The sequence below is a fragment of the Paenibacillus sp. OK003 genome (assembly GCF_900109515.1).
GTDB lineage: Bacteria > Bacillota > Bacilli > Paenibacillales > Paenibacillaceae > Paenibacillus > Paenibacillus marchantiae.
The window spans coordinates 180,051-206,108 of sequence record NZ_FOBD01000008.1 but is presented as its reverse complement, the minus strand read 5'-3'; the positions used below and the strand labels follow the sequence as shown (position 1 = coordinate 206,108).

At 48.4% G+C, this 26,058-nt stretch carries 22 protein-coding genes and 1 pseudogene; 18 read left to right on the top strand and 5 right to left on the bottom strand.

Annotation, left to right across the window (positions count from 1 at the left end):
* The first annotated feature begins 14 nt into the window (after positions 1–14).
* The 10 genes from BMW94_RS14505 (at position 15) to BMW94_RS14460 (ending at position 11,761) form a co-directional block, all read left to right on the top strand.
* The gene (locus BMW94_RS14505) at positions 15–749 is read left to right on the top strand and encodes a hypothetical protein (RefSeq protein WP_090999389.1); all 735 of its coding nucleotides are present in this window, start codon (positions 15–17) and stop codon (positions 747–749) included.
* A complete protein-coding gene (locus BMW94_RS14500) occupies positions 746–1,903 on the top strand; it encodes an acyl-CoA dehydrogenase family protein (protein WP_090999387.1) in 1,158 nt (385 codons plus the stop codon). The genes BMW94_RS14505 and BMW94_RS14500 overlap by 4 nt, the downstream gene beginning before the upstream one ends.
* Positions 1,896–2,864 (top strand): hypothetical protein, encoded by a 969-nt coding sequence (locus BMW94_RS14495; protein ID WP_090999385.1) that lies wholly within the window; start codon positions 1,896–1,898, stop codon positions 2,862–2,864. The genes BMW94_RS14500 and BMW94_RS14495 overlap by 8 nt, the downstream gene beginning before the upstream one ends.
* A 19-nt stretch (positions 2,865–2,883) precedes the next feature.
* Positions 2,884–4,266 (top strand): MATE family efflux transporter, encoded by a 1,383-nt coding sequence (locus BMW94_RS14490; protein ID WP_090999383.1) that lies wholly within the window; start codon positions 2,884–2,886, stop codon positions 4,264–4,266.
* 27 nt (positions 4,267–4,293) lie between these two features.
* Complete coding sequence (locus tag BMW94_RS14485) at positions 4,294–5,475, top strand: arginase family protein (protein ID WP_090999380.1); 1,182 nt, start codon at positions 4,294–4,296, stop codon at positions 5,473–5,475.
* Entirely contained in the window at positions 5,472–6,452 is a 981-nt protein-coding gene (locus BMW94_RS14480) for an LpxL/LpxP family acyltransferase (protein ID WP_139209342.1), read from the top strand. Before BMW94_RS14485 ends, BMW94_RS14480 begins: the two co-directional genes overlap by 4 nt.
* 22 nt (positions 6,453–6,474) lie before the next feature.
* Positions 6,475–7,776, top strand: a complete 1,302-nt coding sequence (locus tag BMW94_RS14475) for a M16 family metallopeptidase (protein ID WP_090999375.1) — start codon at positions 6,475–6,477, stop codon at positions 7,774–7,776.
* Between the two features lie 15 nt (positions 7,777–7,791).
* On the top strand, positions 7,792–9,015 hold the full coding sequence (locus tag BMW94_RS14470) for a M16 family metallopeptidase (protein ID WP_090999373.1): 1,224 nt from the start codon (positions 7,792–7,794) through the stop codon (positions 9,013–9,015).
* Between the two features lie 104 nt (positions 9,016–9,119).
* The gene (locus tag BMW94_RS14465) at positions 9,120–9,827 is read left to right on the top strand and encodes a 4'-phosphopantetheinyl transferase family protein (RefSeq protein ID WP_090999371.1); all 708 of its coding nucleotides are present in this window, start codon (positions 9,120–9,122) and stop codon (positions 9,825–9,827) included.
* A 122-nt stretch (positions 9,828–9,949) separates the two neighbouring features.
* Positions 9,950–11,761, top strand: coding sequence for a S9 family peptidase (locus tag BMW94_RS14460; RefSeq protein WP_090999369.1), 1,812 nt, complete (start codon positions 9,950–9,952; stop codon positions 11,759–11,761).
* 92 nt (positions 11,762–11,853) lie between these two features.
* Here BMW94_RS14460 and BMW94_RS14455 read toward each other — a convergent pair whose 3' ends face one another.
* The 4 genes from BMW94_RS14455 to BMW94_RS14440 form a co-directional block, all read right to left on the bottom strand.
* The gene (locus BMW94_RS14455; protein ID WP_090999367.1) at positions 11,854–12,891 is read right to left on the bottom strand and encodes a phosphotransferase family protein; all 1,038 of its coding nucleotides are present in this window, start codon (positions 12,889–12,891) and stop codon (positions 11,854–11,856) included.
* A 17-nt stretch (positions 12,892–12,908) separates the two neighbouring features.
* Positions 12,909–13,883 (bottom strand): SMI1/KNR4 family protein, encoded by a 975-nt coding sequence (locus BMW94_RS14450; protein WP_090999365.1) that lies wholly within the window; start codon positions 13,881–13,883, stop codon positions 12,909–12,911.
* Positions 13,884–14,089: 206 nt separating this feature from the next.
* Entirely contained in the window at positions 14,090–15,121 is a 1,032-nt protein-coding gene (locus BMW94_RS14445; protein WP_024632189.1) for a ribonucleotide-diphosphate reductase subunit beta, read from the bottom strand.
* Between the two features lie 347 nt (positions 15,122–15,468).
* A complete protein-coding gene (locus tag BMW94_RS14440; RefSeq protein ID WP_090999363.1) occupies positions 15,469–17,802 on the bottom strand; it encodes a ribonucleoside-diphosphate reductase subunit alpha in 2,334 nt (777 codons plus the stop codon).
* A gap of 759 nt (positions 17,803–18,561) precedes the next feature.
* On the opposite strand from BMW94_RS14440, the gene BMW94_RS14435 reads away from it, so the two are divergent.
* The 7 genes and pseudogenes from BMW94_RS14435 to BMW94_RS14415 all read left to right on the top strand — a co-directional run bounded on the left by BMW94_RS14435 (position 18,562) and on the right by BMW94_RS14415 (position 23,751).
* Positions 18,562–18,888 (top strand): MTH1187 family thiamine-binding protein, encoded by a 327-nt coding sequence (locus BMW94_RS14435; RefSeq protein ID WP_090810241.1) that lies wholly within the window; start codon positions 18,562–18,564, stop codon positions 18,886–18,888.
* Positions 18,889–19,094: 206 nt separating this feature from the next.
* The gene (locus BMW94_RS30750; RefSeq protein WP_208642743.1) at positions 19,095–19,211 is read left to right on the top strand and encodes a YjcZ family sporulation protein; all 117 of its coding nucleotides are present in this window, start codon (positions 19,095–19,097) and stop codon (positions 19,209–19,211) included.
* 44 nt (positions 19,212–19,255) lie between these two features.
* A complete protein-coding gene (locus BMW94_RS30745; RefSeq protein ID WP_208642742.1) occupies positions 19,256–19,366 on the top strand; it encodes a YjcZ family sporulation protein in 111 nt (36 codons plus the stop codon).
* Positions 19,367–19,746: 380 nt separating this feature from the next.
* Positions 19,747–19,836 (top strand): annotated as a pseudogene (locus BMW94_RS30940) (sporulation protein YjcZ); the annotation flags it as partial.
* 576 nt (positions 19,837–20,412) lie between these two features.
* Positions 20,413–21,009 carry an RNA polymerase sigma factor gene (locus BMW94_RS14425; RefSeq protein WP_090999359.1) on the top strand — a complete coding sequence of 199 codons (597 nt, stop codon included), beginning with the start codon at positions 20,413–20,415 and terminating at the stop codon, positions 21,007–21,009.
* Positions 21,006–21,986 (top strand): anti-sigma factor, encoded by a 981-nt coding sequence (locus tag BMW94_RS14420; protein ID WP_090999357.1) that lies wholly within the window; start codon positions 21,006–21,008, stop codon positions 21,984–21,986. The genes BMW94_RS14425 and BMW94_RS14420 overlap by 4 nt, the downstream gene beginning before the upstream one ends.
* A 241-nt stretch (positions 21,987–22,227) precedes the next feature.
* Positions 22,228–23,751 (top strand): HD domain-containing phosphohydrolase, encoded by a 1,524-nt coding sequence (locus BMW94_RS14415; RefSeq protein ID WP_090999355.1) that lies wholly within the window; start codon positions 22,228–22,230, stop codon positions 23,749–23,751.
* On the opposite strand, the gene BMW94_RS14410 is transcribed toward BMW94_RS14415, so the two are convergent.
* A complete protein-coding gene (locus BMW94_RS14410; protein ID WP_090999353.1) occupies positions 23,744–24,397 on the bottom strand; it encodes a phosphatase PAP2 family protein in 654 nt (217 codons plus the stop codon). The genes BMW94_RS14415 and BMW94_RS14410 overlap by 8 nt on opposite strands.
* Before the next feature lie 232 nt (positions 24,398–24,629).
* Between BMW94_RS14410 and BMW94_RS14405 the strand changes: the two genes are divergently transcribed.
* Positions 24,630–26,045: an ATP-binding protein gene (locus BMW94_RS14405; RefSeq protein ID WP_090999351.1), complete on the top strand. Its 1,416-nt coding sequence runs from the start codon at positions 24,630–24,632 to the stop codon at positions 26,043–26,045.
* Positions 26,046–26,058 lie beyond the last annotated feature (13 nt).

Here is a 26,058-nt window from a genome sequence, read left to right as displayed (position 1 = left end):
CAGGAGGAGTGACAATGCACGTCATTGAATTCCAGGGTGCGGGAGCGAGACCCATGGGTCTGCAAGCGGCAGGTGACCCTGTTGCTCCAATTTCGAAATTGTTCGAAGATGCAACCGTTCGGTGGAACAACCGTCCCGTACTTTTGGCTGCGGGGACATACATTTTGGCGACAGTCGGTCTGGTTGAACAAGAGCCTATGGTTTGGCATGAATCTGCAGGAGGACTGTATCGTTGGGAACAGTTACATGCCGTGCTTGTGCAGGACCGGATGCTTGAGCCTTCCGGAATTCGGTTATACCGTGTACAGCTCAATCCTGCTGAGGAAGCCCAGGAGTTTGGCAGTGACGAGAGAACGAATTGGGACGATATTTTTAGAACAAGGTTGCTCCAATTCCGAGCCGAATTGTGCAGGGCTGGTTTGGAGCAGATGCGTAGGCATTTGTCTGGTCGCATATCCGGAGGGCAGTCTACCCTTCAGCATCAGCTGGTCAAAGGCACGGTCGCCGATGTTTTGACAACGCTTTATATGACGGAAACGTTGCCTCAGGACCATTTCCTGTCAGCGAAGCCAGACCTTCCGTTGGGCCGGGTCCACGCGTGGATTCACCAGGAATTGGATGAGGCTTTCAGACAGATTCAGCGTTTGGGCGGAGGCTTTGGATTTTTGAGACAGGGTGTATCTTCCTACATATATACGGGCCAACTGGTGAAAAACATGCTGTTATCAGGCGAGGAGGAGTATCGATGATCACACCGTCAACTATTGCGGTCTTTGAGCATGTTATGCAAGAGTATGCTGCGGAGCTGCGCGAGGTCGGCCTTTTAATCGACCGTGAGCCAGAACGGATTCATGAATTTTTGCATTTGCCTTCCATGCAGGCCATGAATCATATGATGATTCCACCGGAGTATGGCGGTCAACCGATCGTAACCATAGGCAATGAGCGGTATTATGGACTCTCCTCTCTGGAGAGGGTGATCACGATTGAGAAGTTGGCCACGGGAGATGCCGGAGCTTTTCTGGGCGGCCCGGGTCCCTCGATGTCCAGCATCGTCATGATCGATCTCGCCGATGAGGAGCAGAAGGAACGTTTTTATAGCCATTTTCTGAAGGGCGCGTCATGGGCCTTTTTTGCCATGTCGGAGCCGGAAAAGGGCTCGGATGCCACGGATATCGGTACACGTATCACGCGTCAGCCTGGCGGGGGGATCGAGTTGAACGGTCATAAAATCTACATCGGGAATGGAAGCCGTGCGCGTGTCGGCCTGGTGTTTGCCCAGACCAACCGGACCCCTCTCGGCATTCAGATCGCGCTTGTCGATCCCTCGATGAAGGGTTTTACGGCGACTCCGCTGGATACGATGGGACTCTGCGCGCTGCAGATCAGTCATTTGAAGTTTGAAGGTTTCCCGCTGGAAGAGAAGGATATCATTGGCCGTCATCTTAGTCCTACCAAGCGGGGGTTATGGGGGGCACTGCGTACATTTCATCGCATGCGCCCAAGCGTAGCGGCATTGGCACTTGGTGTTGCACAGGCTGCGTACGATTACGTACTGGAGCACAGATCCATTTTCAAAGAGCGGGAGAAGATAGAGCTGGAGAGAATGGAGATGCGCCTGCATTCGCTTCGCAGCATGATTCGAAATGCTGCAGCGGAGATTGATCATGATGCCCAGAAAGGGTACCTCGCTTCCCTTAGTAAAATTCGCGCGGCTGCGCTGGCCGAGGAAGCGACGGAATTGGCACTGGGCATGATGGGGCCCGGCTCCATGATGGAACATCCCTTGTTGAACAAATGGTATCGTGACGCCAGAGCCTTCGAGTTTATGGAAGGAACAACTTCCATTCAGAAAATCAATGTGTTCCAAGCCTATGCCAACGGGAAGATGCAGCATGCCTGAACCATTTCACAATGCTGCCTTCGACCCCATTTATGTGGATCATATCTGCTGGTTAACCGCAGAAGATCACTTCTATACCCTTGACTGGCCAACACCGGATGATTATTTTTATGTTTCCCCACACATATACATGGAAGATCACTATTATGGTCGCGTGGGAACGTTGACCCGTTCGCTCATGGCAGACGGGAAACGCCTGACTGCTGGTGATCTTGCGCTCATGGTGATGGAACGGTTATCTACGGAGGCGCACTGGGACTGGCTGATTTTGGCGCAGACTTGCCCTGAACGTCATGCTCTGAATGCCCCCCTTGCCCGTATGCTCGAGACGGCTGCTTGGCACGTTGATTTTCCGCTTGGGTTATCACATATGGGGGCACTGGCTGGTACGGAAGCCATTCAGGCTGCTCAGTGGAGCATACGTGGGAAGGAGCGTGCTGCCATTGTACTGGTGGAACAGCGGGTATTTCATGACGATGGTCAGGACGGTTATGGACTAAAAACCGAGAAGCGTGGCGATACGTCGGATATGGCGGTTGCTCTTCAGGCGTGTACCAATCAAGGCGCATTGCAAGTAAGCTATGTCGGCAAAAGGATTGTTCAGTCGGGCGAAGTCGATTCTTTTGCCTCCGAGGTACAGGATATTATCCGTGAACTGATGGATGGTTGCACAGCTGATCATGTGATCCTTCAGTCAAGGCTGGGACTGCACATAAGCGACAACTCCATTTTGCATATAGGTTCTGACAAGACTGTATGCGTACCATATGCGGATTATCAGAGCGGGGATGTTTGGATACAACTAGCAGAAAAACTGCAGCGAGGAATTATCAGGCCGAAAGAACGGGTAGTGCTGGTTTCGTGGGATGGGAACCGCATGATATCCGCTTGCTGTGTTCACGTGGTCCATCTGCCATTGCTCAGCAGTCTTGCAATGAATCAGGAAATCAAGACAACATGAATTGTGGAGGTGGTTTACCATGCAAGGGATCGATTATACGGTCGGTTCGATCCAGCGGTTGCTGTTGCGAACGGCTGTCCCGATGCTGCTTGCTTCACTGGTCAATGTAATTACGCAACTGGCTAACGTATTTTTCATGGGACATACGAGCCAGAGTGTTCTCTATGTCCTGTCGCTGTACATCCCGGTCTCCTTCGTTATGATTGCTATCATTGAAGCGATGCAGCTCTCGGTTCAAGTGGCGGTGGCTCGCAGTCGTGCCGGGGGTTCACGGGCGTTTACACAGTTATTTGTCCATATGATGGGAAGTGCCGTGCTGCTTGCTATCCTAACTGGCGGCATTGTAATGCTGCTGACTCCCGCGCTGTCATGGTTTTATGCCGTACCTTCCGACATTGCTCCCATGTTTACGCTGTACGTGGGGGGCATGATGATTGCAGGTGTTCCGGCTGTTCTGGCAGCCGTAAGTGGTGCGGCACTTCGGGGGCTGGGCCGGGCGCAAGCCGCTTCGTGGAATTCGGTAGTTATGGCTGTGCTGAATATTTCCCTTGTGTATGTTTTTGTATCGATGTTCGGGCTGGATTTGAAGGGGATTGTTTATGCCAACGTGATCTCATCGACATTATCTTTGCTCATCTCCCTAATCATTCTTTTCATTCGCAAAGAATTTCTTGTGGAACACTTTGTTTTTGCAAAGAAGCATTTTGTTGCCCTCAGACATGTAGGGATTCCCGTTTTCATCTCATACTGCATGATTTTTCTGAGCACCTTTTTCTTTAACAAAATCGTCAGCCACTTTGGTGAAGGTACCGTTGCCGGTTTTGGTGTCGGGTATCGAATTCAGACGATGGCGATTCTGCCGGGCATTGTGATTGGTTCCGCGATCGGCATCATGATCAATCACAACTTGCAGTCGCCTCATCGACCAAGGGCCTATGCAAGTTATCGTCAAGGTCTGCTGCAATCCTTCGCTCTCTATGCAATCATTGCGGTTGCAATCTGGGTATGGAGAGAACCGCTTACTGCATTCCTGATTGAGGACGCGGCTTCTCGTGCGGAAGCAGCACGTTACCTCTCTGTGGTTGCTCTTTCCTATGTTGGCATGGGCCCTATGATGACCACGCTGCTTACCATGGAACAGAGTGGCCGCGGGTATCAGGCCATGTTCCTTAATGCAGTATATTTTCTTTTAATTATTTTACTGGGCTGGGGACTGACTCGCCTGTTTAATCAGGTTATCTATTTCTATGGTGTTATTGCTGGCATGAACGTGATAGGCACGTCTTTCTTCCTGCCTTTCATGCGAAGGTTAAAGCGGGATTATGTAGAGCCGTCTTCATACGAGGCAGGAGTTACAGAAGAAGAAGCCCGTTCCAATCAGGGATATTCCACACAGACTTGACCCTAACTAAGTACAGGAGGATCTTGCATGAAACATTCCGAACCTGCTTATCTCGTGCGTCGTATCGGAGATACATGGATCGCTGCGGATGAAACATTCGGCCAATTCTATGAACTTGAGCCTGAGCACACGCTGGAGCCTCGTTTTCCTCCGAATTTGCCGGGAGTTGAACCTCCGGAGGTCCCTTTTTTTTTGTATGAGCCACTTAGAGAACAGGTACCCAAACTCTGTATCGTGGGCATTCCCTATTCCGGTGGAACAAGTTTGAAAAATTCATCCGTATCCGCGTTCGTGCACGCATTACGTACGGAATCGTATAAAAAAGTGTTATATCCGTCATTAAAAGAATCAGGGAACTCGGGATTATATGATATCGGAAATGGAACGCGTTTGCTTGAAGACGTGGTCATGCAGGATTGGGGTTCGTGCCTCATGGAAGAATCGGATTATCATACAGATCTACCCTATTCAAGAGGAATTACATCTGCTCTGGAGCTTGCCAGAGAACATCAGGCGTTGCTCTGTTGCTTGGGTGGCGATCATTCGATAACACATGGCGTGCTTCAACGGATGCCAAAGGCCAAAGGAAGCCGCAGGGCGTTGGTTCAGTTCGATGCCCATCATGATTGCGGCATAGATGCCATTCATCAGGAGCTTCCCAGTCACTCCAATTTCGTAAGGCATCTGCTGGAAGATGGTACTGTTGAGGCTGTTGTACAGATCGGTCTGCGCGGTCTGCGCTCGGCGGATCAAATGTACAGGCATCCGGGCTTGAAACAGATATCAGCGGAGCAAATGTCACCGGAGAAGGTACGCGAAGTGTTGAATGAGGTTCGGGAGAGATGTGATATCGATTCGGCTTATCTGACCTTTGATATGGATTGCCTTGATCCTGGGAGCTTCCCTTATGTCGATTTTCCAATCGGCGGAGGACCGACATGGCAGAACATCCGAAATTGCGTAGTTGCTGCGCTAGATGCCCCGCTTCCTTATCTCGGTATGGACATGGTGGAAGGGCAGGGTGTGTCATCAGACAGAAACATTCCTGGACAATACGAGTTGGCGCTTCGCATGCTGGCTTATATGCTGGACGGCATGGACCGGAATCGTCGCCAGTTTACTTCGCCTGTCGACGGGGATGCACTCAGGAAAGGCATACTGTCGGGAACTGGAGTGTTCATGAATAAGGGGACAAAGGAGACGCGATGATGAAGGATTTTCGATCATTATATACGTTTCACCGGGAACAGGTCCGGGATCAGCTATACAAGGAAAGGACAGATGGGATTCATCTGGGCTACTTCTATGCACTGATGAATATTGTTAAGGAGCTTGCACCGCTTCAGCCGGCAATGTCTCCTGAGGCGATCTGGATGGATTATCTGGCTTTTTTGCGTACGATTGATGAACACAAAAAAAGCCCCTTCTCCTTTTTGGAGTGGGATGAGGTAGAAGGGCGCGAGCATCTGAGGAGCACGCTTCAGGAAGGGGGAGCGTTGTTGACCTGGCATTACGGTTTTGTCAGACACAATATGATTACAATTGGACAGGAAATTCGCGCAGGGCATATGAAGGCCAAACTCCCCTTTTACCTGGTCGCTGAGCGAGGGACCGTGGAGCAGGAGCAGAAGTTGCAGGCCTGGAACTCCATCCGGCAGTATGCTGGGGCTGAGTTGCTTAATGCAGAGGATGAGATGATAGGTATCCGATTATATTCCCATTTGCGGAAGGGAGGTTCATTTAATCTTTTTGTGGATGGACAGACCGGATTTAATGCGGATAATCGCGCAGTGGAACTTCCTTTTCTTAGCTCGCGTATTCGGACGAGGAGTGGCATTTTTCGCATTCTGGCAAAGACCCGCAAGCCGGTATGTCCCTATTTTATGACGTTAACTGAGGATTTTCGTTCCAAGATCGTCTTTCTGCCTCCTTTTACATTGGAAGAGGATATTCAGATATCGGCAGGACGTGTATATGAGCCGTTTCGTGCTCAGCTGTGGAAGCAGCCTGCACTTTGGCGGTTCTGGGACCGACACCATCAGCAGGTTATTCACTGGAAAGAGGATGAGATTCCGATGCGTTCTGATGATGCAGAGAGCCGGTTGGACTGGTTCTCCAGACCACTGGATGGATTCGGTCAGCTTGGGCTAAATACCGAGAATGGTCTGATCTATAACTTGGGTTAATCGCGAAACAAGGGGGAGCAGTATGCAGTCATTCATTACAGAGCAGCGCAATCAGCTGTCGGTTCATGTGATGCCAACACGTCAATATGCAAGCCGATATATTCAGCTCCGTATCGTTAATGAACATAATAGTATTCCATTAGCAGTGTTTATGCTCGTTGTTCGTTTGCTGCTCAACCAATGTCAGAATCCGTTGGACGAAGGACACTCGCGGCGGCAGCTATGGACCCTTTATGCGGACGAGCCTGGGTGCAATTTTGAGTACAAGGGGGATGCACAGCTAGCATCCGTCCGATTGCGCACTCCCGGAAATGTGCTGTCCCGGCCGGAGGCAAGAACGGAGGATATACTGGAAATGCTTTCGGAGCTAATGCTGCGGCCAGCCTCTAATGGTGGTTTTGATATTGATGAAGCACAGGTACAGGAAGAGATCGAATGGGTAGAAAATCACGCTGGTTATGATGTCTCTGAATGGGACAAGGTGGTGCGGGGGCGCTGTTTGGAATGGCTGGGATATGCAGAACGAGGCAGAGCATCCGAGCTTGAAAAGCTTTGTCATTGTGTGCGTGAGGATGAACTGCTGCAATGGTATAGAGAGGTACTCCGTTGTCCAATCCATATTCATGTGATTGGCGATTTCGAGCCTGATCTTATGATAGCGCATGTGTTGTCTGCATTCCAAATAATATTGGATGAAGCGGAGGGGGACATGAATGACAAGCGGTCTCCAAACGTAACACAGGACGATCCGTCTGCTGCGCGAAGGGAAGAAGGCGAGCTGATGATGGAGTTAATGGATGTTCAGCAATGCAAAATTAATGTGGCCTTTACGACCGGAGTGAATTATGGGGCCTCCAACTATCCTGCCTTGTTTCTTTTTCATTCGCTGTTTGGCGCCACGCCTGCCTCGAGGCTCCAGTCTAGACTTCGTGAACAAAAGCAATGGGTATACCAAATCTACAGCACACTGGACGATTATCGGGGAACGCTTCATGTGACAACGGGAACAAGCAGTGGATATGCAACAGAGGTTATTGAAGCAATTGATGCGGAATGGTTGAAATTATGCAACGGAGACATCCGGGATCGAGAACTGCACAGAGCCATTCAGAATGTCATGCATTATGTACAGGTGGGTTACGATCTGCCTGAGCAGCTAATAACCCTCCATATCGATCGGCTGCTCAATCGGGTCCAGATGACCACTCCACAATTTCTGGATGCCATAGCGGCCGTGACTTCCGAACAAGTGGCAGAAGTAGCTTCTGGATTGAAAAAAGCAGTAACCTGGATTTTGTATCCGAAAAGCGAATATTCGGCATAGCTGAGGAGGAGAATCATGAATTATGCTGTGAATGTCGCGCCCTTCCAGCGGCGCTTGTCCAATGGCCTCTACGTCAGTATCTTCCCTGAGCCCCAGTTCCATCATACCTTTGTTTCCTGGTCCGTATCTTATGGATCGATCCAAGATGCCGCACTACCCGGGAGGGCACATTTTCTTGAACACATGATGTTCTACAATTCGGATGAGCAGCCTGTAAAGTCTCTATTTCATACGCTTGGGGCTTCAACGTCCGCATTGACACGTTATGACGTAACGACATATCAGATGGCCTGCACAGGCCAGTTTAAGCAAAGTATGGAGCTATTTATGAGGATGCTGGCAACGCCGTATTTTACCCCGATACATATTGAAAAGGAACGAGCGGCCATCCATCAGGAACTGTCCATGTATGAAGATCAGCCATCCTGGCGAGCCTTGCAGCAGCTGACTCAGATGATGTATGGCAATAACCATCCCATAACGTCGGATGTTGCTGGTACACCGGACAGCCTATATCAAATGACGCCGGATGAGCTGAATATGGCCTACAACGATTATTATTTCACAGGAAACATGGCAGTAGCTGTATCAGGTCCGGTCGAACCAGGGGCCGTTATTGAAATCTTAGAGCAATTTCCGGTGAGAGAGCACGGGACAACTGCTCTACATGATACGGTTCCTTGGGAGGGGAGGGGTGAAGAGTCCAGTGAACGTTATCTGGAATTTGAATCCAGATTGCCCCTGCCTCTTGTGAGGTTTGGATTTCGGGCTGAGAGTGGGATGGAGTTAAAGGATCAGATTGCCTGCATGATTGGGATCGAAGCGCTTTTGGGTGAAACGTCCGATTTTCATGCGGAGTGCATCCAATCGGGTCTGCTTGGTAAAGGAACGACCTGGGACCATTATTACCGTCAGGAATTTGCGTTCTCGAATGCTTGCGGTTATTCAACAGACCCGGCTTCATTGTATACCCGTATTGAGGAGCAGTGTGATCGTATTCAGGACAGTTTCATCTCCCTGAACAATCTGGAAGTTGCGCGATTGAAATGGCTAAGTCGGTATTATACAGATATGGACTCGCTTAAACAGCGATGCATGCATGTATCGGAGCATAAAGTGATTGGATTGGACTATATGCAGATCGGTACGTATGTAGCGGAATTGACAGAAGAAGAGATGATAAGCGGTTTGAGAAAAGTGGCAACGTCTGCTCATTTGCGGATGGTTGTTTTACGCTAGCTGTAAAGTATGTAAATGAAGAGAATTAGATAGTTTATTGATGTCACGGAGGACATCATGTTCGTCTCAACGTAGGAATATGAAGTCGTAGGAGGGACTGGCTCATGCCGAATGCCGGGAAAACGGAGATCCATCTCTGGAAGCAAGCTCTTCCCATAAGCGAGGATCAGGTGAAGTCAGCGGCAACCATCGCTCAAGCTACACTTACCCCAGATGAACAGCAGCGGATGTCCAGAATCGGCAAATCTTCCTTGCTTGAGGCTCATGGCTGGATGACTTCAAGGCTTTTCCTGCGAAGTGTGCTGGCACAATACATGCAGGTGCAAGCACGCGATATTCAATTCAAGTATGGTACCTCTGGAAAGCCATATGTGCAGGGCGGTCCCCGGTTCAGTCTATCGCATACGAAGGGTCTCTGTGTTCTGGCAGTTACGTCCAGTATTGCCGAGCTTGGCGTAGACGTTGAATGGATGCGTCCACTGTTGCGGCAGCAAGCCATCATTGAACGATTTCTCACCATTGCGGAGCAGGGTTATATTTCAAATGGCATGCGGAAAGGGCGAGAGCGTTCCCGTCTGTTGTGGGAGATGCTTACACGCAAGGAGGCCTGGGTCAAAGCCTCTGGTCAAGCCCTGTGTGGACAGTGGAGAACGTTAAATACGGTGGATGATCATTCTGCTAAGATGAATCTGGTTGAACGCGAGGGGCGATCCTATATGCTTCGGAAGTTGGATGTGGGCAGAGGGTATGTTGGCGCACTATGTATGGAAGGAAAGGTACAAGCTTCTATCCGATGGATGTCATGTATTTGAATTTTGATTAGGAAATAGCTTACATATCTATTGTGTAAACAATAGATGTACATATAATATGGAAAAATATACCTTTAATTTACCAATGTTCGATACTTAGTTCATACTCAAGGAGGTTTGTCATGATTCAGTTTCCCAAACCGGATGTAGAACAGTATTTCCAGACGTATCGCATTTCCCATTTTGCCGTATCGGCCGATGAGAAACGTTTGTTTTTTGACAGCAATTTGAACGGCCAGCCCAATATCTGGGCAATGGATTTGCCGGGTGGCTACCCGTATCCTTTGACGTATTTGAATCAGAGCAGCCAGTTTATCAAACCAGATCCAGAAGGACGTCATATTCTCACGGCGTTTGATTGGGACGGGGATGAGAATTATCATCTGTATGCACTTCAACCGGAAGGTGGGGTCCCATTTCCTGTTGTGCCGGCAGAGCCCAATGATCGTTGTTATTTCTCTCATCTGTCCGAGGATGGACAGCGTCTATATTATATGACAAGTAAGGATAACCCGAGCTATCTCAATTCACGCCGGATTAACCTGGAAACAGGAGAGGATGAGCTCTTGCATCAAGGGGAAGAGGTCACAAGCAATCTGGTTGCTGTGAGTTCAGATGAACAAGCCTATGTGATCTTGAATGTATACTCCAATACCTACCAGACAGCATACGTGTACCGGAACGGTGAGTCAGAATCCATTATTCCGGTCTCCGAGCGTCAGAGTCAGGTCTCGTATGTTCTATTTGCAGACAATAATCGGCTTCTGATGATTACCAATGATAACGAGCCCTACACCTATGTGGCTGAATACCGGCTGGATACTCAGGAATTTCGCCCTTTGTTCAAAGTGGAGGGAGAAGACGTGGATATCATCCGCTGGCACAAGGATTCAGAGACGTTATACTTCTGGACGTTTACAGGTCCCGAGAATCGGATGTATGCGCTGGACAAAGGTTCCGAGCAGCCTCGGCGTGTGAATATGCCACTGGATACGGTGGAAGATGTGACGGTTACCAAGGCTGGCAATGTGTATATCTTGGGGCGTGGAGCGATCCAGCCGCATAATATCTATCGGTTGATGGCAGGTAGTGAGTCCTGGGAACCGTTGACTGTGAATCGGGTAACGGGGCTTAATCCGAGTGATCTCGTCTACCCGGATGTTATTCGATATAACTCCTACGATGGACTGGAGATCGAAGCGCTTTTTTTCAAGGCGAAGCCGGAACAGGCTAATGGTTACACGGTATTTTGGCCGCATGGGGGACCACAGGCATCGGAAGCGAAGTTCTTCCGTCCGATGTTCCAAATGATGCTGGCTCAGGGTTATCACATTTTTGCTCCGAACTTCCGGGGAAGCACTGGATATGGCGCGGAGTTTGGCAAAATGGTCGAGAGAGATTGGGGAGAGGGCCCAAGGCTGGACTGTGTTGCCGGTATAAACTGGCTGTTTGACGAGGGCATCTCATCACCGGATCGCCTGTTCGTGGTGGGAGGCAGTTACGGCGGGTATATGACCTTGCTGCTGGCAGGGCGTCACCCTGAATTATTCCGCGCTGCGGTTGATATTTTTGGACCAAGCAACCTGTTCACCTTCCTGGAATCCGTGCCGGAAGACTGGAAACCGATGATGGACAACTGGCTGGGTGATCCGGTCCGTGACCGCGAACGTTTAACGAAGGATTCACCGATTACGTATCTCGAACAGATGGTGAACCCGATGCTGGTCATTCAAGGGGCCAATGATCCAAGGGTCGTCAAGGCGGAATCCGATCAGATTGTGGCCGCGTTGCAGGGGAAAGGGGTAGACGTGGAATACATCGTTCTGGATGATGAAGGCCATGGCTTCTCTAGAAAAACGAATGAGATCCTCGTGTATCGGCGGATGCTGGAGTTTTTGCAGAAACATCAGGAAGTGCCGGTTGCACAACCTTAATTCATAGGATCGTATCCGATTTAAATATATGATGGTTTGAGAAAACCGCCAGGAGAGAGTGTGTCTCATCTTTCTGGCGGTTATTTAGTATGCTAATCGAGCAAAGCAACAACCGCATTCATGTACTGCTCCGCCCAATGTGCGAAAGGCATATCCGCTGCCCAGGTCACTCGACCTGTTGCCTTGCATTCACCCCATAACAAAATGCGCTGATAGAGCAGATGCACCCTAAGACGTGTGGCAAAGTGCTGGTATCGCTCCGTATCCGCTGCGCATACAACCTCCCGGTAACCGTGAAGGAATCGTTTGGCAAGTTCGGGTTGACCTTCGCGTACATACATGGCTGTCATTTTGGTTAAGTCAGCTGTGCCATCTCCAAAATAGGCCGTTGTAAAATCAAACAGACCACTAATCTGCCAGTCCGAAGCAAGGGTATCACCATTCTTCTGAATCACAAAGTTCTCCACCTTAAAATCACCCATCACAAATCCGGGAACAGGCATGGATTGAAATGCAGATTCAGCGTTTTTTAATTGCTCGTCCACCCACTGTTTATCTTCGTCTGTTATCACGGAGTACTTTGCAGCATCCTGCAGCCAGTGATGGATTGTGCCGTACAGCCAGTCCAGATATTTGCCCGCAAAGGGAACGATCTGTTTGGCTACCGGATCATACTCTCCCGCGTCAGGGACCTTCCAACGGTGCAGTTCTGCTAAGGAGTGGGCAAGCATCGTAGCAATATTCCCCTGTTCCTCCTGTGAAAGTGAAGCCTGTAATGACGGATCATGCAGGTGCATTCCAGGTAATCGGGGCATGATGGCATAGCTCCAGCCCAATATGTCGGTATCTTCATGCAATAAATAGGGATCAGGTACAGGAATGTTGGTGTGAGTTCTCAGTTGTTCTACAAAGAATTGCTCTTCCTGAAGCTGTCCCGCATATAATGGGTTACCTTTGAGAATATATTCTCCCTCTGAAGAACGAATAAGAAGTGTCTGACCCATCATACCCTCATCGGTTCGCTTATAATCCATAAGCGTTCCCAGATTGAAATCATGAAGAGCCTTTTGCAAGGAAACTTGCTCAATCTCACCAAGTTTATTGGAACCAAAATATATACGGGTTGTCATAAGCCCCTCCTGCGATCTCAGTCTTCATCCTCTTCGTCAGACAGATCAAACGTATCGGCATCAACCAATCCGCGAATAAAAGCTTCAAAATTAGGCGCCAGATATGTAATCTCATAATCGTCTTCCTGATCCACATGAACCACAGCAGGCTCGCCTTCAGGGCCACAGAATCGATAATCCAGCATCACCACATCATGTCCGGCAGACGGACAATCACAGATTACAACACCGAGATCAGGGTATCCCCAATCTTCGATCATGAAACGACTTCCAAATTCTCCGCCCAGTGTATAGGACTTGTCCCGCGCAATGCCCATAATCCCCGTAATGGCGATATGGTCTTCGGCCCATGAAGTGGCTTCTTTGGTTGGGAAAACGGTGTGTGCAGGGATTCCGCCATTCTGTGTGTTCATTAGCTGGATATAGGAGGCAGGTAATTTGTAGCCTAGCTCCTTTTCAATGGTTTGGATCATCTCCTCATCAAAAGGAGAAGATATATAACTTTCTAGCGCATATTCACTCTGTTCCCAGAATGAAGCTGGATCGTAGGTCCCGGAAGCGGCTCTAAGGTTGTTCAGCCTGCCGTTGTGCTCCAACTCCAACAATATCTCTTGATGGCGATGTCGATCCTGTTGCATTTTTTCAGCTTTGGGCCGTGTCCATTCGAGAAATTCGATAGTCGATTCATCATGGGGCAAGAGCTCGTTTGCCATCTCAAAAGCTTTGAGTGCCTGCTCATACATGGCCATATGATAATAAGCGTAACCCAACCGGTACTGCCAGAGTGGGTCACTTGCTCCCTGCCCATGGACGGATAGTAACTGTTGGACAGCCTCACGGTAACGTCCTTCATTGTTATACGCTCTGGAAAGTTGTCCAATCAGCTCATAATCCCGCTCCGGTTCAGGGATTTGTTGAATACGTTCAATAATGAGACCGAACTGGTCCTGTTCATGCCATTTGTTTAGTTGTTCCAGCAGTTCTCTTTCCATCACTATGCCTCATTTCAATAGGGGAATATGAACCTGTTTCCATTATATCTTACAAGCTGGCAGGATGGATGGGTACAGTATCCTATCCAGACGTATAGAAAAAACACTCCCACAAGCAGAAAGCCATCAAGACATTTCAACAAGGGGAGTGTTGTGTATTTGTATTAAATTGCGTGCATTAGATTACGTTCACTGGATCAATCAACTTACAGGTCGTCAAATCCGTTATCGTCGCCGACTTTGCCGTAGTTACGGGATTTGGCTTCGAAGAAGTCTGTTTTCGTCGCATTCAGCGCTTCGTCGGAGAAAGGTTTGATCCAAGGCATGCAGTTTACATCCACGCCTTCGTATGCTTTTTCCATACCCATCAGACGCAAACGTTTGTTAGCGATATACTTGATATAGTCTTCCAACTCGTTCAGGTCAATCCCGCGTACGTTGCTGAGCGTGTAGTGCGCCCAATTGGTTTCGAGTTCAACGGCACGGTTGATCGTTTTGTACACATAGTCCATGTTCTCTGGTGTGTTCAGTTCAGGGAAGTCTACCAGCAGCTGTTTGTACACTTCAGCGAAGAAGTAGCAGTGTTGGTTCTCGTCGCGCTGAATATAAGAGATCATTTGGCTGGTTGCCATCATCTTCTGGTCACGGGCCAGGTTGTAGAAGAAGGCAAACGTACTATAGAAGAATATCCCTTCAAGTACCAGATCGGCTACCATGGCCTGGAAGAACGTCTGTGGAGACGGATTATCCCGGAAGGTTTGGTAGATGTCGGCGATGAACCGGTTACGGTCAAGCAGCACCGGATCATGTTTCCAGTATTCAAAGATTTCCTTTTGTTCCCGATCGGACACGATGGAGGACAGAACGTAAGAGTACGATTGGTTGTGTACAACTTCCTGTTGTCCGATAATTGCCGAGATGGCTTCCAGTGAGGAATCCGTGAAATAACGTTTCACGTCACCTACAAACATCGTTTGCATGGAGTCCAATACAGCGAGCAGGGAGATGTTGACTTTGAATGTACGCTGTTCTTCCGGGTCCAATTGGGCAAATTGGGAAGCGTCCTTGGACATTGGGATTTCATCCGCGATCCAGTGGTTGAGCAGCAGTACTTTGTACAGTTTGTACATATGAGGCATACGAATATCGTTCCAGTTCAGAATGCCTGAGCATTCCCCTTCAATGATACGGGTAGACTGGTTAGGCGCTTCGGTATTGAAAATTTTCTGCAATTGCATAATCCGTTCACTCCTTGAATGAATTTACACTGTATAACTACGATGACAGAACAACCTTCCGATCGCTGTTATCCCCAGATTTCTTTAACTCCTTTTCTAAATGGGAGAAATCCGGTGATAAAGGCGAGCGCTTCGCTTCTCCAGATTTTTTCTGTCCTCTCCGTTATCGTGTAATATTATTTCAACTTATATATTAGGGGCTGTAATGTGGCATCTATATCAACATCTCATGATGTTGTGATCGTGTTTTGGGCAAAAAAGTACCAGGGCAACGCCATTTTGCATTCAAAACAGGATGCCCTGGTAGTCATCGTAGATCTAGTGAGCTTTCAGCATTACGATAAAACTTAGCTTGCGCAAGAATCGCATTCTTCAATAGTCAATGCCCGACTGCGGACATAATAGGTTGATTTAATGCCGGCTCTCCAGGCGTGCAGATGCAGTTCCAGGAATTCCGTTGCTTTGATATCTGGACGAACATACAAGTTGAAACTTTGTCCCTGATCGACGTGGCGCTGACGGGCAGCGGCCATATTGATGGAAGCATGTTGATCCACCATGAACGCTGTTTTGTAATACCAGATCGTTTTTTCGGACAGGTCAGGTGCCGGGTTGGCAATCTTGTATGTCGTTTTCTCTTCATAGGACAACAGTTCGTAAAGCGGATCAATGCTGGCTGTTGAACCGGCAATGATGGACGTTGAGCCATTTGGTGCAATGGCGAACAACCAGGCATTACGTACACCGTTTTGCTGTACTTGGGCTTGCAGTTCTTTCCATTGTTCAGTTGTAACGAATTCGCCTACGCGCTCACCTGTCGTGTAATCCCGTTGGTCGAAGTATTTACCCGTTTGCCAATCGGAACCTTGGAATTTCGGATAATGTCCTTTTTCCTTGGACAGCTCCATGCTGGCTTTCACGAGCAGATAGTTAATTTTTTCATACAGATTATCGTTATAAGTGACTGCTTCTTCTGATTCCCAACGAATGCCTTCAAGAGCAAGCAAGTGATGGAGTCCGAATGTTCCCAAACCAACCGCACGGTATTGACTGTTGGTATATTGGGCTTGCAGCACTTCAATGTTGTTGATGTCAATAACGTTGTCCAGCATACGAACCTGAATCGGTACCAGACGCTCCAGTACATCATGAGGCACGGCACGTGCCAAGTGAATGGAGTTCAGATTGCAGACTACGAAGTCGCCCGGCACTTTGGAAATCACGATGCGGGTTTGTCCATCTTTGGTTACGAGCTCTTCCTTTTCAACGACAGTTGCAGATTGGTTCTGCATGATTTCGGTACAAAGGTTGGAAGAGTACACCATGCCGTGTGCACTGTTCGGGTTTAAACGGTTAACGGTATCCCGGTAGAACATGTAAGGCGTACCCGTTTCCAGTTGGGATTTCATAACACGTTTCATGATGTCAATCGCCTGAACCGTGATCCGGGACAGCAGCGGGTGGTTGACCGCTTCTTCATATTTCTCACGGAACGCGCCTTCGCCTACGGACTCATCGTAGAAATCTTCCAGTCCGAGTGGACGACCGTTCTCATCTTTCCAGCCCATCACTTTTTTCGTTTCATGCGGACAGAACAGGCTCCATTCCCCGCGGCTGGCTACTCGTTCCATGAACAGGTCAGGCAGGCAGATGCCGTGGAATACGTCATGTGCACGCATCCGCTCGTCACCATTGTTCAGCTTCAGGTCGAGGAAGGCCAGAATGTCTTTGTGGAAAACATCCAGATAAACGGCGATCGCACCTTTACGTGTTCCGAGCTGATCTACGCTGACCGCAGTGTTATTTAGTTGGCGAATCCAAGGGATTACGCCAGAGCTTGTGTTTTTGTGACCCCGGATGTCCGAACCGCGAGCTCTGACTTTACCGAGGTAAACGCCGATGCCGCCGCCCATTTTGCTGAGACGTGCTACATCTGTGTTGGAGTCGAAAATGCCCTCAAGGGAATCATCCACGGTATCAATGAAACAGCTGGAGAGTTGTCCAGCCACCTTTTTGCCCGCATTGGACATCGTAGGTGTAGCTGCCGTCATGTACATGTTGCTCATTGCCCAGTAAGCTTCCTTAACGAGATCCATACGTCTCTCAGCAGGCTCCTGATGCATCAGGTACATCGCGATAACCATATAACGCTCTTGAGGCAATTCCATCACTTTTCCGTCAAAATCGTGTGCAAGGTAACGTTCTGCCAGTGTGAGCAAGCCGATATAGTCGAACAACAGATCGTTGCGGTAGTCGATGCATTCAGCAAGTTCGTCGATCTGCTCTTTGGTGTAACATTCCAGCAGTTCTTCGCGGTAGATGCCTTTCTTCACAAGATCCACAAGAAGCGGGTGGAAAGCGCCGTAAGGCTCTTCCGGGTAAGATTTGTATCTGCGGTTGGTTGCCGCTTTCTTGTAAAGGGAAGTGAGCAGGGAGCGTGCCGCTGCAAATTTCCAGTTAGGCTCTTCCTTCGTTACTAGTTCCAGAGCGCTCATCATAAAAGCGTTGCTGATCTCGTCTCCGGTAACTTCGTCACGACGGAGCTTGCTGTTTACTCCGCGTACCAGACGCTCCTTGTCGAGCATGTCCAGTCCTTCCAGAATACGATCTGCATATACCGAGATGCGCATATCATCAAAGGCAAGCTGGCGGTTGTTCGGCTTGGTCACAACTTGTGGCATGAATATTCCTCGCTTTCGCATGTTTAAGAGATAAATTGGAGAAATTCTTTATATAAAGAATTGAGTGTCTTCTTACGGTGAGATAAAGATATAAGCTGCATATTGCGGACTGAACGGCGGTGATCGCGAGTCTTGACTTATCTTGCACATAGGAGCGCACGCAGAACATGGTCACATAAAAAGCATTCCCTTTGCCTATTGGCTGAAAATGCCCATGGATGCCCTGAGTTCCTTACTGTCTTTAAAGAATTAAAAAAGACAGAAAAGGGTGCTTATGTAATCTTTTGTCTATAGCAGACACGCCTGTAACTAGAGGATACCGGTGCAGTCCAAATAGCCCCGTTAACCTCCGAGTCAAGTCTGTTTCGAGAAAGCGATTTACACCTACAGGGACGTGCCTTTGGAGGTGATTTCATCCTGTTTTTCGCGAGATTTCAGAAGATGACTAATAGAAGTGGGGTAATTCAATTTTACTACATTTTGTTACTGTTCTATTACTGTAACCCAACATATAGTGTTTGTAAACAGGGTCAACACCGTGAAACGTAATTCCGAGTATACCATTTAAGCCGAGATTCCGCAAAGGAAAAGGACTGGAAGATTTGAAGATTTATCAAAAAAAATTTTTGGTCAAATCCGATGACGTCATCACGTCAGTTTGAATTGTATCTCCTTCAGCTGGTAAAATAAAAACAGGCAAAAATCGACTAAAAAGGAGCGGCACCGGGAACTTGCCGGGCCCAAGGGAGGCGGAGCGAAATGGCAATAGCAGAGGTGACCGTAATTCCAATTGGCACCGGGACGACCAGCTTAAGCAGTTATGTGGCGGATATGCAGAAAGTATTGGAAAACCAGCGGGGCATTACATATCAGTTGACCTCCATGAGTACCATTATCGAAGGCCCGCTCAATGAAGTATTTACAGCAATTGCGGCTCTGCATGAAGCTCCGTTTCTATCAGGAGCTCAGCGCGTCTCCACATCCGTCAAGATCGACGATCGTCGTGACAAACCGGATGCCTCCAGTGTACAGAAGCTGCAATCTGTTCAGGAGAAACTGGCATCCCGTCAGACACGGCCGAACTGACGGGATTCAGCAGCGTAAGGGGAAAGTCTTATACAATGTACTGCAAGTCTCTGTCTGAGGCTTGCAGTTTTTTTGCATTTACTGGGTACAGCGAAAAGGCATATTGTTTTCCTTCATAGTGATCTGCCCAAATTTAACCAGAGCCCGGTCTAGCGTGTGACTTTTGCATATAGTGAACTGTACCTCAAATCAAAGGAGGGTTTTCAATGAGTGGAGTAGTTGGAGGAGTAGGTTACGGTGTTGGCGGAGCATGGACATCGACTGGTGCCATTTTGGTACTCTTCATCCTGTTGGTCATCATCTCTAAAGCATTCCTGATCTAATTAGACTATACGGACCCTAATACTTTAGTAAAGGAGGGTTCCCCATGAGCGAAGTTGGAGGCGTAGGATATGGATACGGCGGCTGGACATCGACTGGTGCAATCTTGGTTCTGTTCATTCTCCTTGTCATTATCACTAAATCTTTCTGGGTATAATTTGTTGAACTCCGCCGGTTAACCGGTGGGGTTTTTTTGGTTTGAGGACAAGCCTAAAGGATAGTGAAAATGCCTATTTTATCAAAGTAGGGCCATAGCCCGGTCCAGAGGTAGGCATAATACATAGCTTAGGGGTGTAGGCAAATGTTAAGGAGGAATGAACAATGAGCGAAGTAAAACCGAATTCACCGAACGGACAGGGACACGTATACGGATACGTGGGAGGGTATGAGCACATGCATGGATACACAGGTCATGAAATGCATGGGTACGGTTATGGATATGGAACAATGCCAGCGGGCTATGGCTACGGATACGCTCATCATCCCAATCACGCGCCAGTGCTGCACGGTTATCACCATGGTTGTGGAACTGCCTATGGGCATGGCGGAGGAAGCTGGGGATCCATGGGTACGATTCTCGTACTGTTCATCCTGCTGGTTATTATCTCCAAAACGATGTTTATCTAAATCGTGTAACTGCAACTGTAACAGGGAGTTGATCCATACAACTCCGTTGAAAGGCACCGAGATTGTATCGGTGCCTTTTGGCTGTCTGAATACTTTTTTATTAAAAGTGGACATGGAAAAACACCCGGAACCCAATTCCGGGTGCTTTGTGTATGTTTTCAATCTTCTCAAGAATAAGTGACATCCAAAACAACAAAAGCCCTACCTCTCTTTTGTCCTTGCGGCTCCGATGACCGCGCCAGTGTGAATGGGAACATCTTGTGAAACTCTGTACTACCGGGTTATTGTGATTCAGGTTCTTCAATCTTCATAGGTTAATGTGCATATTCGCTGCGGTCGCAGCATGAAGAAAATATTCCGGGGTTTAAAGAAGACAGAAAATCATATGAGGTTGTTTAAATACCAACTCTTAGAGTATACCACAGGCTGTAATTTTTTGCAATAAAAAGGAAGGTTGAAGCTTTTTTTGAAAACAATTGCGAAAACATTTCAAATTTTTTCTTCAATAAGGTAATCCTCTTCAAATGATTCTGCGTAGGTTATAATAAGAGGGATGACACGGAAAGGGGCCCTCGCATGACTGAATCAATAGAGGACAGCAGGTTGATGCGGCAGATTGCGGAACGAGATGCTTCCGCACTGGAGCTTTTATATGACCGCTACGAGCGGGCGGTGTATTCTTTTGCTTATCGGATCGTTGGTGATCCAATGACAGCAGAAGAGACTGTCCAGGAATTATTCCTGCGGGTTTGGAACAATGCTGAACGATATGAGGCCTCACAGGGGAAGCTGACCACGTGGATGTTCGCCATAACGCGCAACATTGCAGTGGACATGCTGAGGCGAAAATCCAAAAACGCAGCTACAACCTCAGTGGAGAACGAAACACTGGCGGCCTATGCCGATGAACATACAAATACAGAAGAAGGAATAGAGCGCAAATGGGAAGGTGTCCGAATCAAGGAAGCCCTGTCCCAGTTGAATGGTGACCAGCAACAGGTCATTGAATCGATCTATTATGCAGGCTTAACGCAACAGGAGGTATCCAGCAGATTCGGGATTCCGCTGGGTACGGTAAAGAGCCGTGTCAGGCTTGCGATGCGGCAGCTCCAGAAGCTGCTCGCCGATGCTGAAATGCATCCGGACGCGGGAAGGGAGGGCATACATCCATGATAGAACGACATGAGGAATGGTCTGATCTGGCACCGGTGTATGTGTTGGGAGGACTCGAAGCGGAGGAAGTGGCAGCATTTGAAGCGCATTTGGCCCAATGTGAGACTTGTCGCCAGGAGGTGAGGGAATTGCAGGAAGTAACAGGCTTCCTGCCACTCGCGGCGGAACCTGTTGCACCGCCGCCTGGCATGCGAGCACGTGTGCTGGGCAACGTGCTCGGACACGCGCAGGAGAGCGCCGAAGCGAAGCCGGCGGCTGCTCCTGCGGAGCCTGAAGCACCCGTGGTGCTTCAGGCGGATCTTGCGCCGCAGCATCAAGCGGCGCAGCCCGGGCAAGGCTTGCCGCCGGAGACGGCGGTGCCTGCAGCCCGGGCAGAAGAGGCTGCACAGGCACAGCCGTGGCAGCCTCAAGGGCGCGCGCGTGCGCGCAGCAGCCGCGCCTGGCGCATAGCGAGCGCAGCCCTCGCGGCAGCGGCGCTCGTGCTTGGCATCTACGCCGGGCAGCTGCAAGGCCAGGTCGATTCGCTGAAGCAGCAAGCTGCGGGCTCATCGGCGGCGCAAGAGCAGCTTGCTCAGGCGCAGGCACAGAATGCCAAGCTGCAAGAGCAGCTTGCTTCATCCCTGCTGCCTGCACAGGGAATGCAGACAGGCGAAGCCGTCAAGCTTAGTCCTGCGACACAGGACATTGTGGCCCAAGGTCTGGCTACCATCGTCATTGACAGCAAAGGCACTCACCTGGTTGTACAGGCGGAGAACCTGCCTACGCTAGAAGGAAACGAGGCGTTCCAAGTGTGGCTGATCAAGGGAGATAAGCCTCAGAATGCGGGGACCTTCATGAGTCATAATGGAACGGGAGCGGTATACTATACGTTAGACTCTGCTAACGACTACGACACGGTCGCGATCACACTTGAACCGGATGCGATGGGTGATGAGCCGCGTGGTACAATGATTCTGGCTGCCAAGATTAAAGGATAAGAAATGTTTTGCCATATCAGGCTGTTTCCTACGGGAGACGGTCTTTTTTGCATGGTTGTACGCGTAGATATAAGTAGATGAACGATTCATAGTTAATTCCAGGATGGAGGTTTCCCGTCGGTTGAATGAATTAATTTTTTTAGTCCGATTAACCGATAACAAATAGGAGGCAGTACCCATAATCTCCTTCTGTCATCATCAATGGGGAGGCCGGGTTACACCTAGAGAGTGAGGGGTTGGGGTGGAAGTATACCGTTCATTTATCTTTCGTCTGATGCGAAATTATTTTATCGGTTCAGTGGCGGCTGTTTTTGTGGTAGGTACAGTGGTTATGGTGTCTACCTTACAAATACCGAATATTCAATTTGTACGCCTCATTAACATTGTGTTGATTTCACTATTGTTCATGCTTGTTGCTGAACTAATTACCCTATGGGCACAACTTGGCCCCATTCGGCATTTTTTTGCCAAAGAGCATCATGAAAAGGCCGAATTGACAAAGATGTATGAGAGCATTCACCGTTTTCCGGGACAAACGATTTATCGTATTTTGGGTCCGCATATGCTTGGGTTTTCCCTGCCTGCTGCGGGATTGACAATATGGATGATTTCTACAGGATGGCTGGAATTTCCGTATGGGTATGTCGCCGTTGCAGCTGCGTGTGCCTTATTGATCGCCGTGATGCATGCCCTGATTGAATATTTTCTGACGGTTCGAACCGTGAGACCACTGCTGCTGGAAGTTCGCCGCAGAGGCAAAGAACAGCATGGCATGGAGCCATCTCTCGGAGGACGTGTCCTGGTGTCCATTCAGCGTAAATTTCAGCTGAGTACGGCGCTGATTGGTTTATTTCCATTATTTCTGTTCTTCCTGGCTACATCGATCCGTCTTCAGTATATGGATAGCGAGTTTGCGAAAGAGTATATTCTGTGGGCCATTCTTATCGTTGTGCTGGGCGGGGGCTTCGCCCTTGTGGGAAGCTGGCTGCTCATTCGGGATGTTCGCGGTCCGGTTGCAGAGCTAACGGAGGAGATGAACCGAATTCAAGAGGGAGACTTGGGCAGAAGAACCCCTGATCTGTACGCAGATGAATTTTCTGCGCTCATCTCCGGATTCAATATGATGATTAACCGGCTTGAGATGAGACAGGAGCGCAATCGGCAGTTGCTGCAAAGTTATTTTTCCACCCTGGCAGCTGCATTGGACGCACGGGACAAATATACAGCTGGTCATTCCATGCGTGTGGCAGAGTATTCCATTATGATTGGCAAGCTGAGTGGCATGAATGAAGAACAAGCAGATCTGTTATACAAATCAGCGCTGCTGCATGATATTGGGAAAATCGGCATACCCGACGAAGTGTTATTGAAAGATGGGAAACTCACTGATGAGGAATTCGCCATCATTCGCACACATCCTGTTCTTGGAGAGAGTATTTTGTTACAGATTGAACCGATTGATGCGATGGCAGATTTTTTGCCGGGGGTAAGATCTCATCACGAAAGATATGATGGCAAAGGGTATCCTGATGGCATAGCAGGCCAAGAAATTCCGCTGTTTGGCCGTATCATTGCCGTGGCTGATGCTTTTGATGCCATGACGTCTGATCGTCCATATCGGAATGGGATGAGCCATGAGAAAGCGCTATCTATTTTGGAAGAAGGAAAAGGGACCCAGTGGGATCCCTATTTTGCAAGCTTGTTTATTGATGAATGGAGAAGGCAACAGCATCTCCAGAAATCGTCGGAGAGAGGGGTCAGCTGATCCCCTCTGTCCACTTCGATTCTTTTCGGCGACGACGATACAGCGAAAGCCCAGTGATAATTGTGAAAATGCATTCGCCTAGTACGACCGCACCCAGAGCGTCATAGATTACATGTTGTTTGATCATTAAGGTGGATAATATAATCAGTGCTGCTCCGGCAGCAACCAACACTTTAACCTGTTTGCTAATGCTCTGAACGGAGAGAACAGCGCGCATCACCAGATAAGAATGAAGGGCATGAATACTTGGAAAACAATTATATGGACGGTCCTGGCCGTAGAGCCATCCAAGAAGAGATGCACCGAGACCCGTACCTGTTAACTCGGGACGCGGCACCATGGTCTGAAAATTAAAATAGATCAGGTAACAGATCCAGACACAGATGTTCATAGATAACAGGACGCGATAATAAGTGAGCCGATCCTTGGCACATAAATAAGCCAGCACGCCGAAGACAAATGGATACCAACCCAGATAAGGTATGGACATGGAAGGTACATAAGGGATAATCCGGTCCAACGGGGAATTAAGCACAGAGAAACCGCGTTCCGGACTATTCAGAATATCGTAGAGCATCCCCAAGACAGCCAAGGAAAGCATCAAGCTTAACGACAGCCAGTAGGATTTACTTTTTAACACGTGCACAACACCGTTTCTCCTTTCATCCAGGTTCGCAAGGAACTGGATCACAGCAAATAAAATCGAACAACAATATATTCTACTACTTTCGGCGCACAAATTGAATCCTGATTTGTGTATTTTTGTGCATTTTTTTGACGGCGAAGGAATGTCGAAGGTTGAATGGGCATGATATGATAGAGATGCATACGGACTAAAGGTTTTTTGTCAATGAATACACGACAACAGGAGTGAGTGAATGCAATTTTCAAAAATGTTCGTATTAAATATGGGGATGCTCATTACCATTGCTTACCTTGCTAGTGTGTTCTATAAATACATCATAATACGAGCCTCATCACGAGTAAAACAGATCAGTTCGTTGTTTGTGCTTGTTCTTGCAGGCTGGATTAGCACAGTATTTGGATTTCAGCTTAATGATGAAGTGATCTTCGATCTTCGTTTTGTTCCTTTAATTGTTGCCGTTTTGACGTATAGACAACCCTATAGCGTTATTATTGTTGGTGTTGGGATTGGGTTGACCCGATTAACTTTCGGTATCAATGATGCTACGGTGGCTGCGCTGATCAACATGTCAATTCTGGGGGTGCTGTGTGCAGGACTGAATATATGGATGAGACGCAGTAACTACAGGCTAATTGTTAAAGGTGTCATCGTCATCTTGATTGTAAATGTAGTCAACAGTGTGAACATTGCTATCGTCGGCGTTATCCCGGCTACATATTTTTTCTCGCATATTATGCCGTATACCCTTCCAGCAGGTATTATGCTTAGTCTTATTTTTGCTTTTATTTTGCGGGATTTCCAGAATGAACAGAATCGGATTTTGCTCATTCAGAGCACCAATCGTTTATTGTCTGTACAAAAGGAAGAATTGCAGAAAGCTCAAATCGTCCTGGAAGACCGTGCCAAGCAGTTAATGATTGCTTCGCAATACAAATCGGAATTTTTGGCGAATATGTCGCATGAACTGCGAACACCGCTGAACAGTGTTATTAACTTTGCCCAGATGATCAGCGAGAACGGTGATACGCTGGAGCAAGAGGATACCATACGTTTTGCCACAATGATTGAACAGTCAGGTCAGGAATTGCTAACGTTAATCAATGACATTCTCGATCTGTCCAAAGTGGAAGCGGGCAGACTGGATATCGTCTTGGAGGATATCAGTGTTGCACAACTCACGGAAGATGCCATGAGTCACTTCCAGTTGGTTGCCGAGAAAAAGGGAGTCCAGCTGCAGCTGGACAAGAAGCCGGGGCTGCCAGAGACCCTCTGGTCTGATCCCCAACGGGTCCAGCAGATTTTGCGTAATCTCATCTCCAATGCCATCAAGTTTACGCATCAGGGAAAGGTTACACTGACCGTAAGCACCAAGCAAATGAAGAAGTCAGGTATTCTAAGTCAATGGCTTGTTTTCTCGGTACAAGATACGGGAATTGGTATTGCTAAAGATAAACATCAATCCATTTTTGAAGCATTTCAACAGGCTGATGGGTCCATTAGCCGCAAATTTGGGGGAACAGGACTCGGCCTGTCCATCAGTCGGGATTTGGCAAGACTGCTGGACGGATCAATCGAACTTGAAAGCGCTGAGGGCAAGGGAAGTACCTTCTATCTCTACCTCCCGTTGAACCGTGAAAAAATGAGTTGACAACCCTCACGCT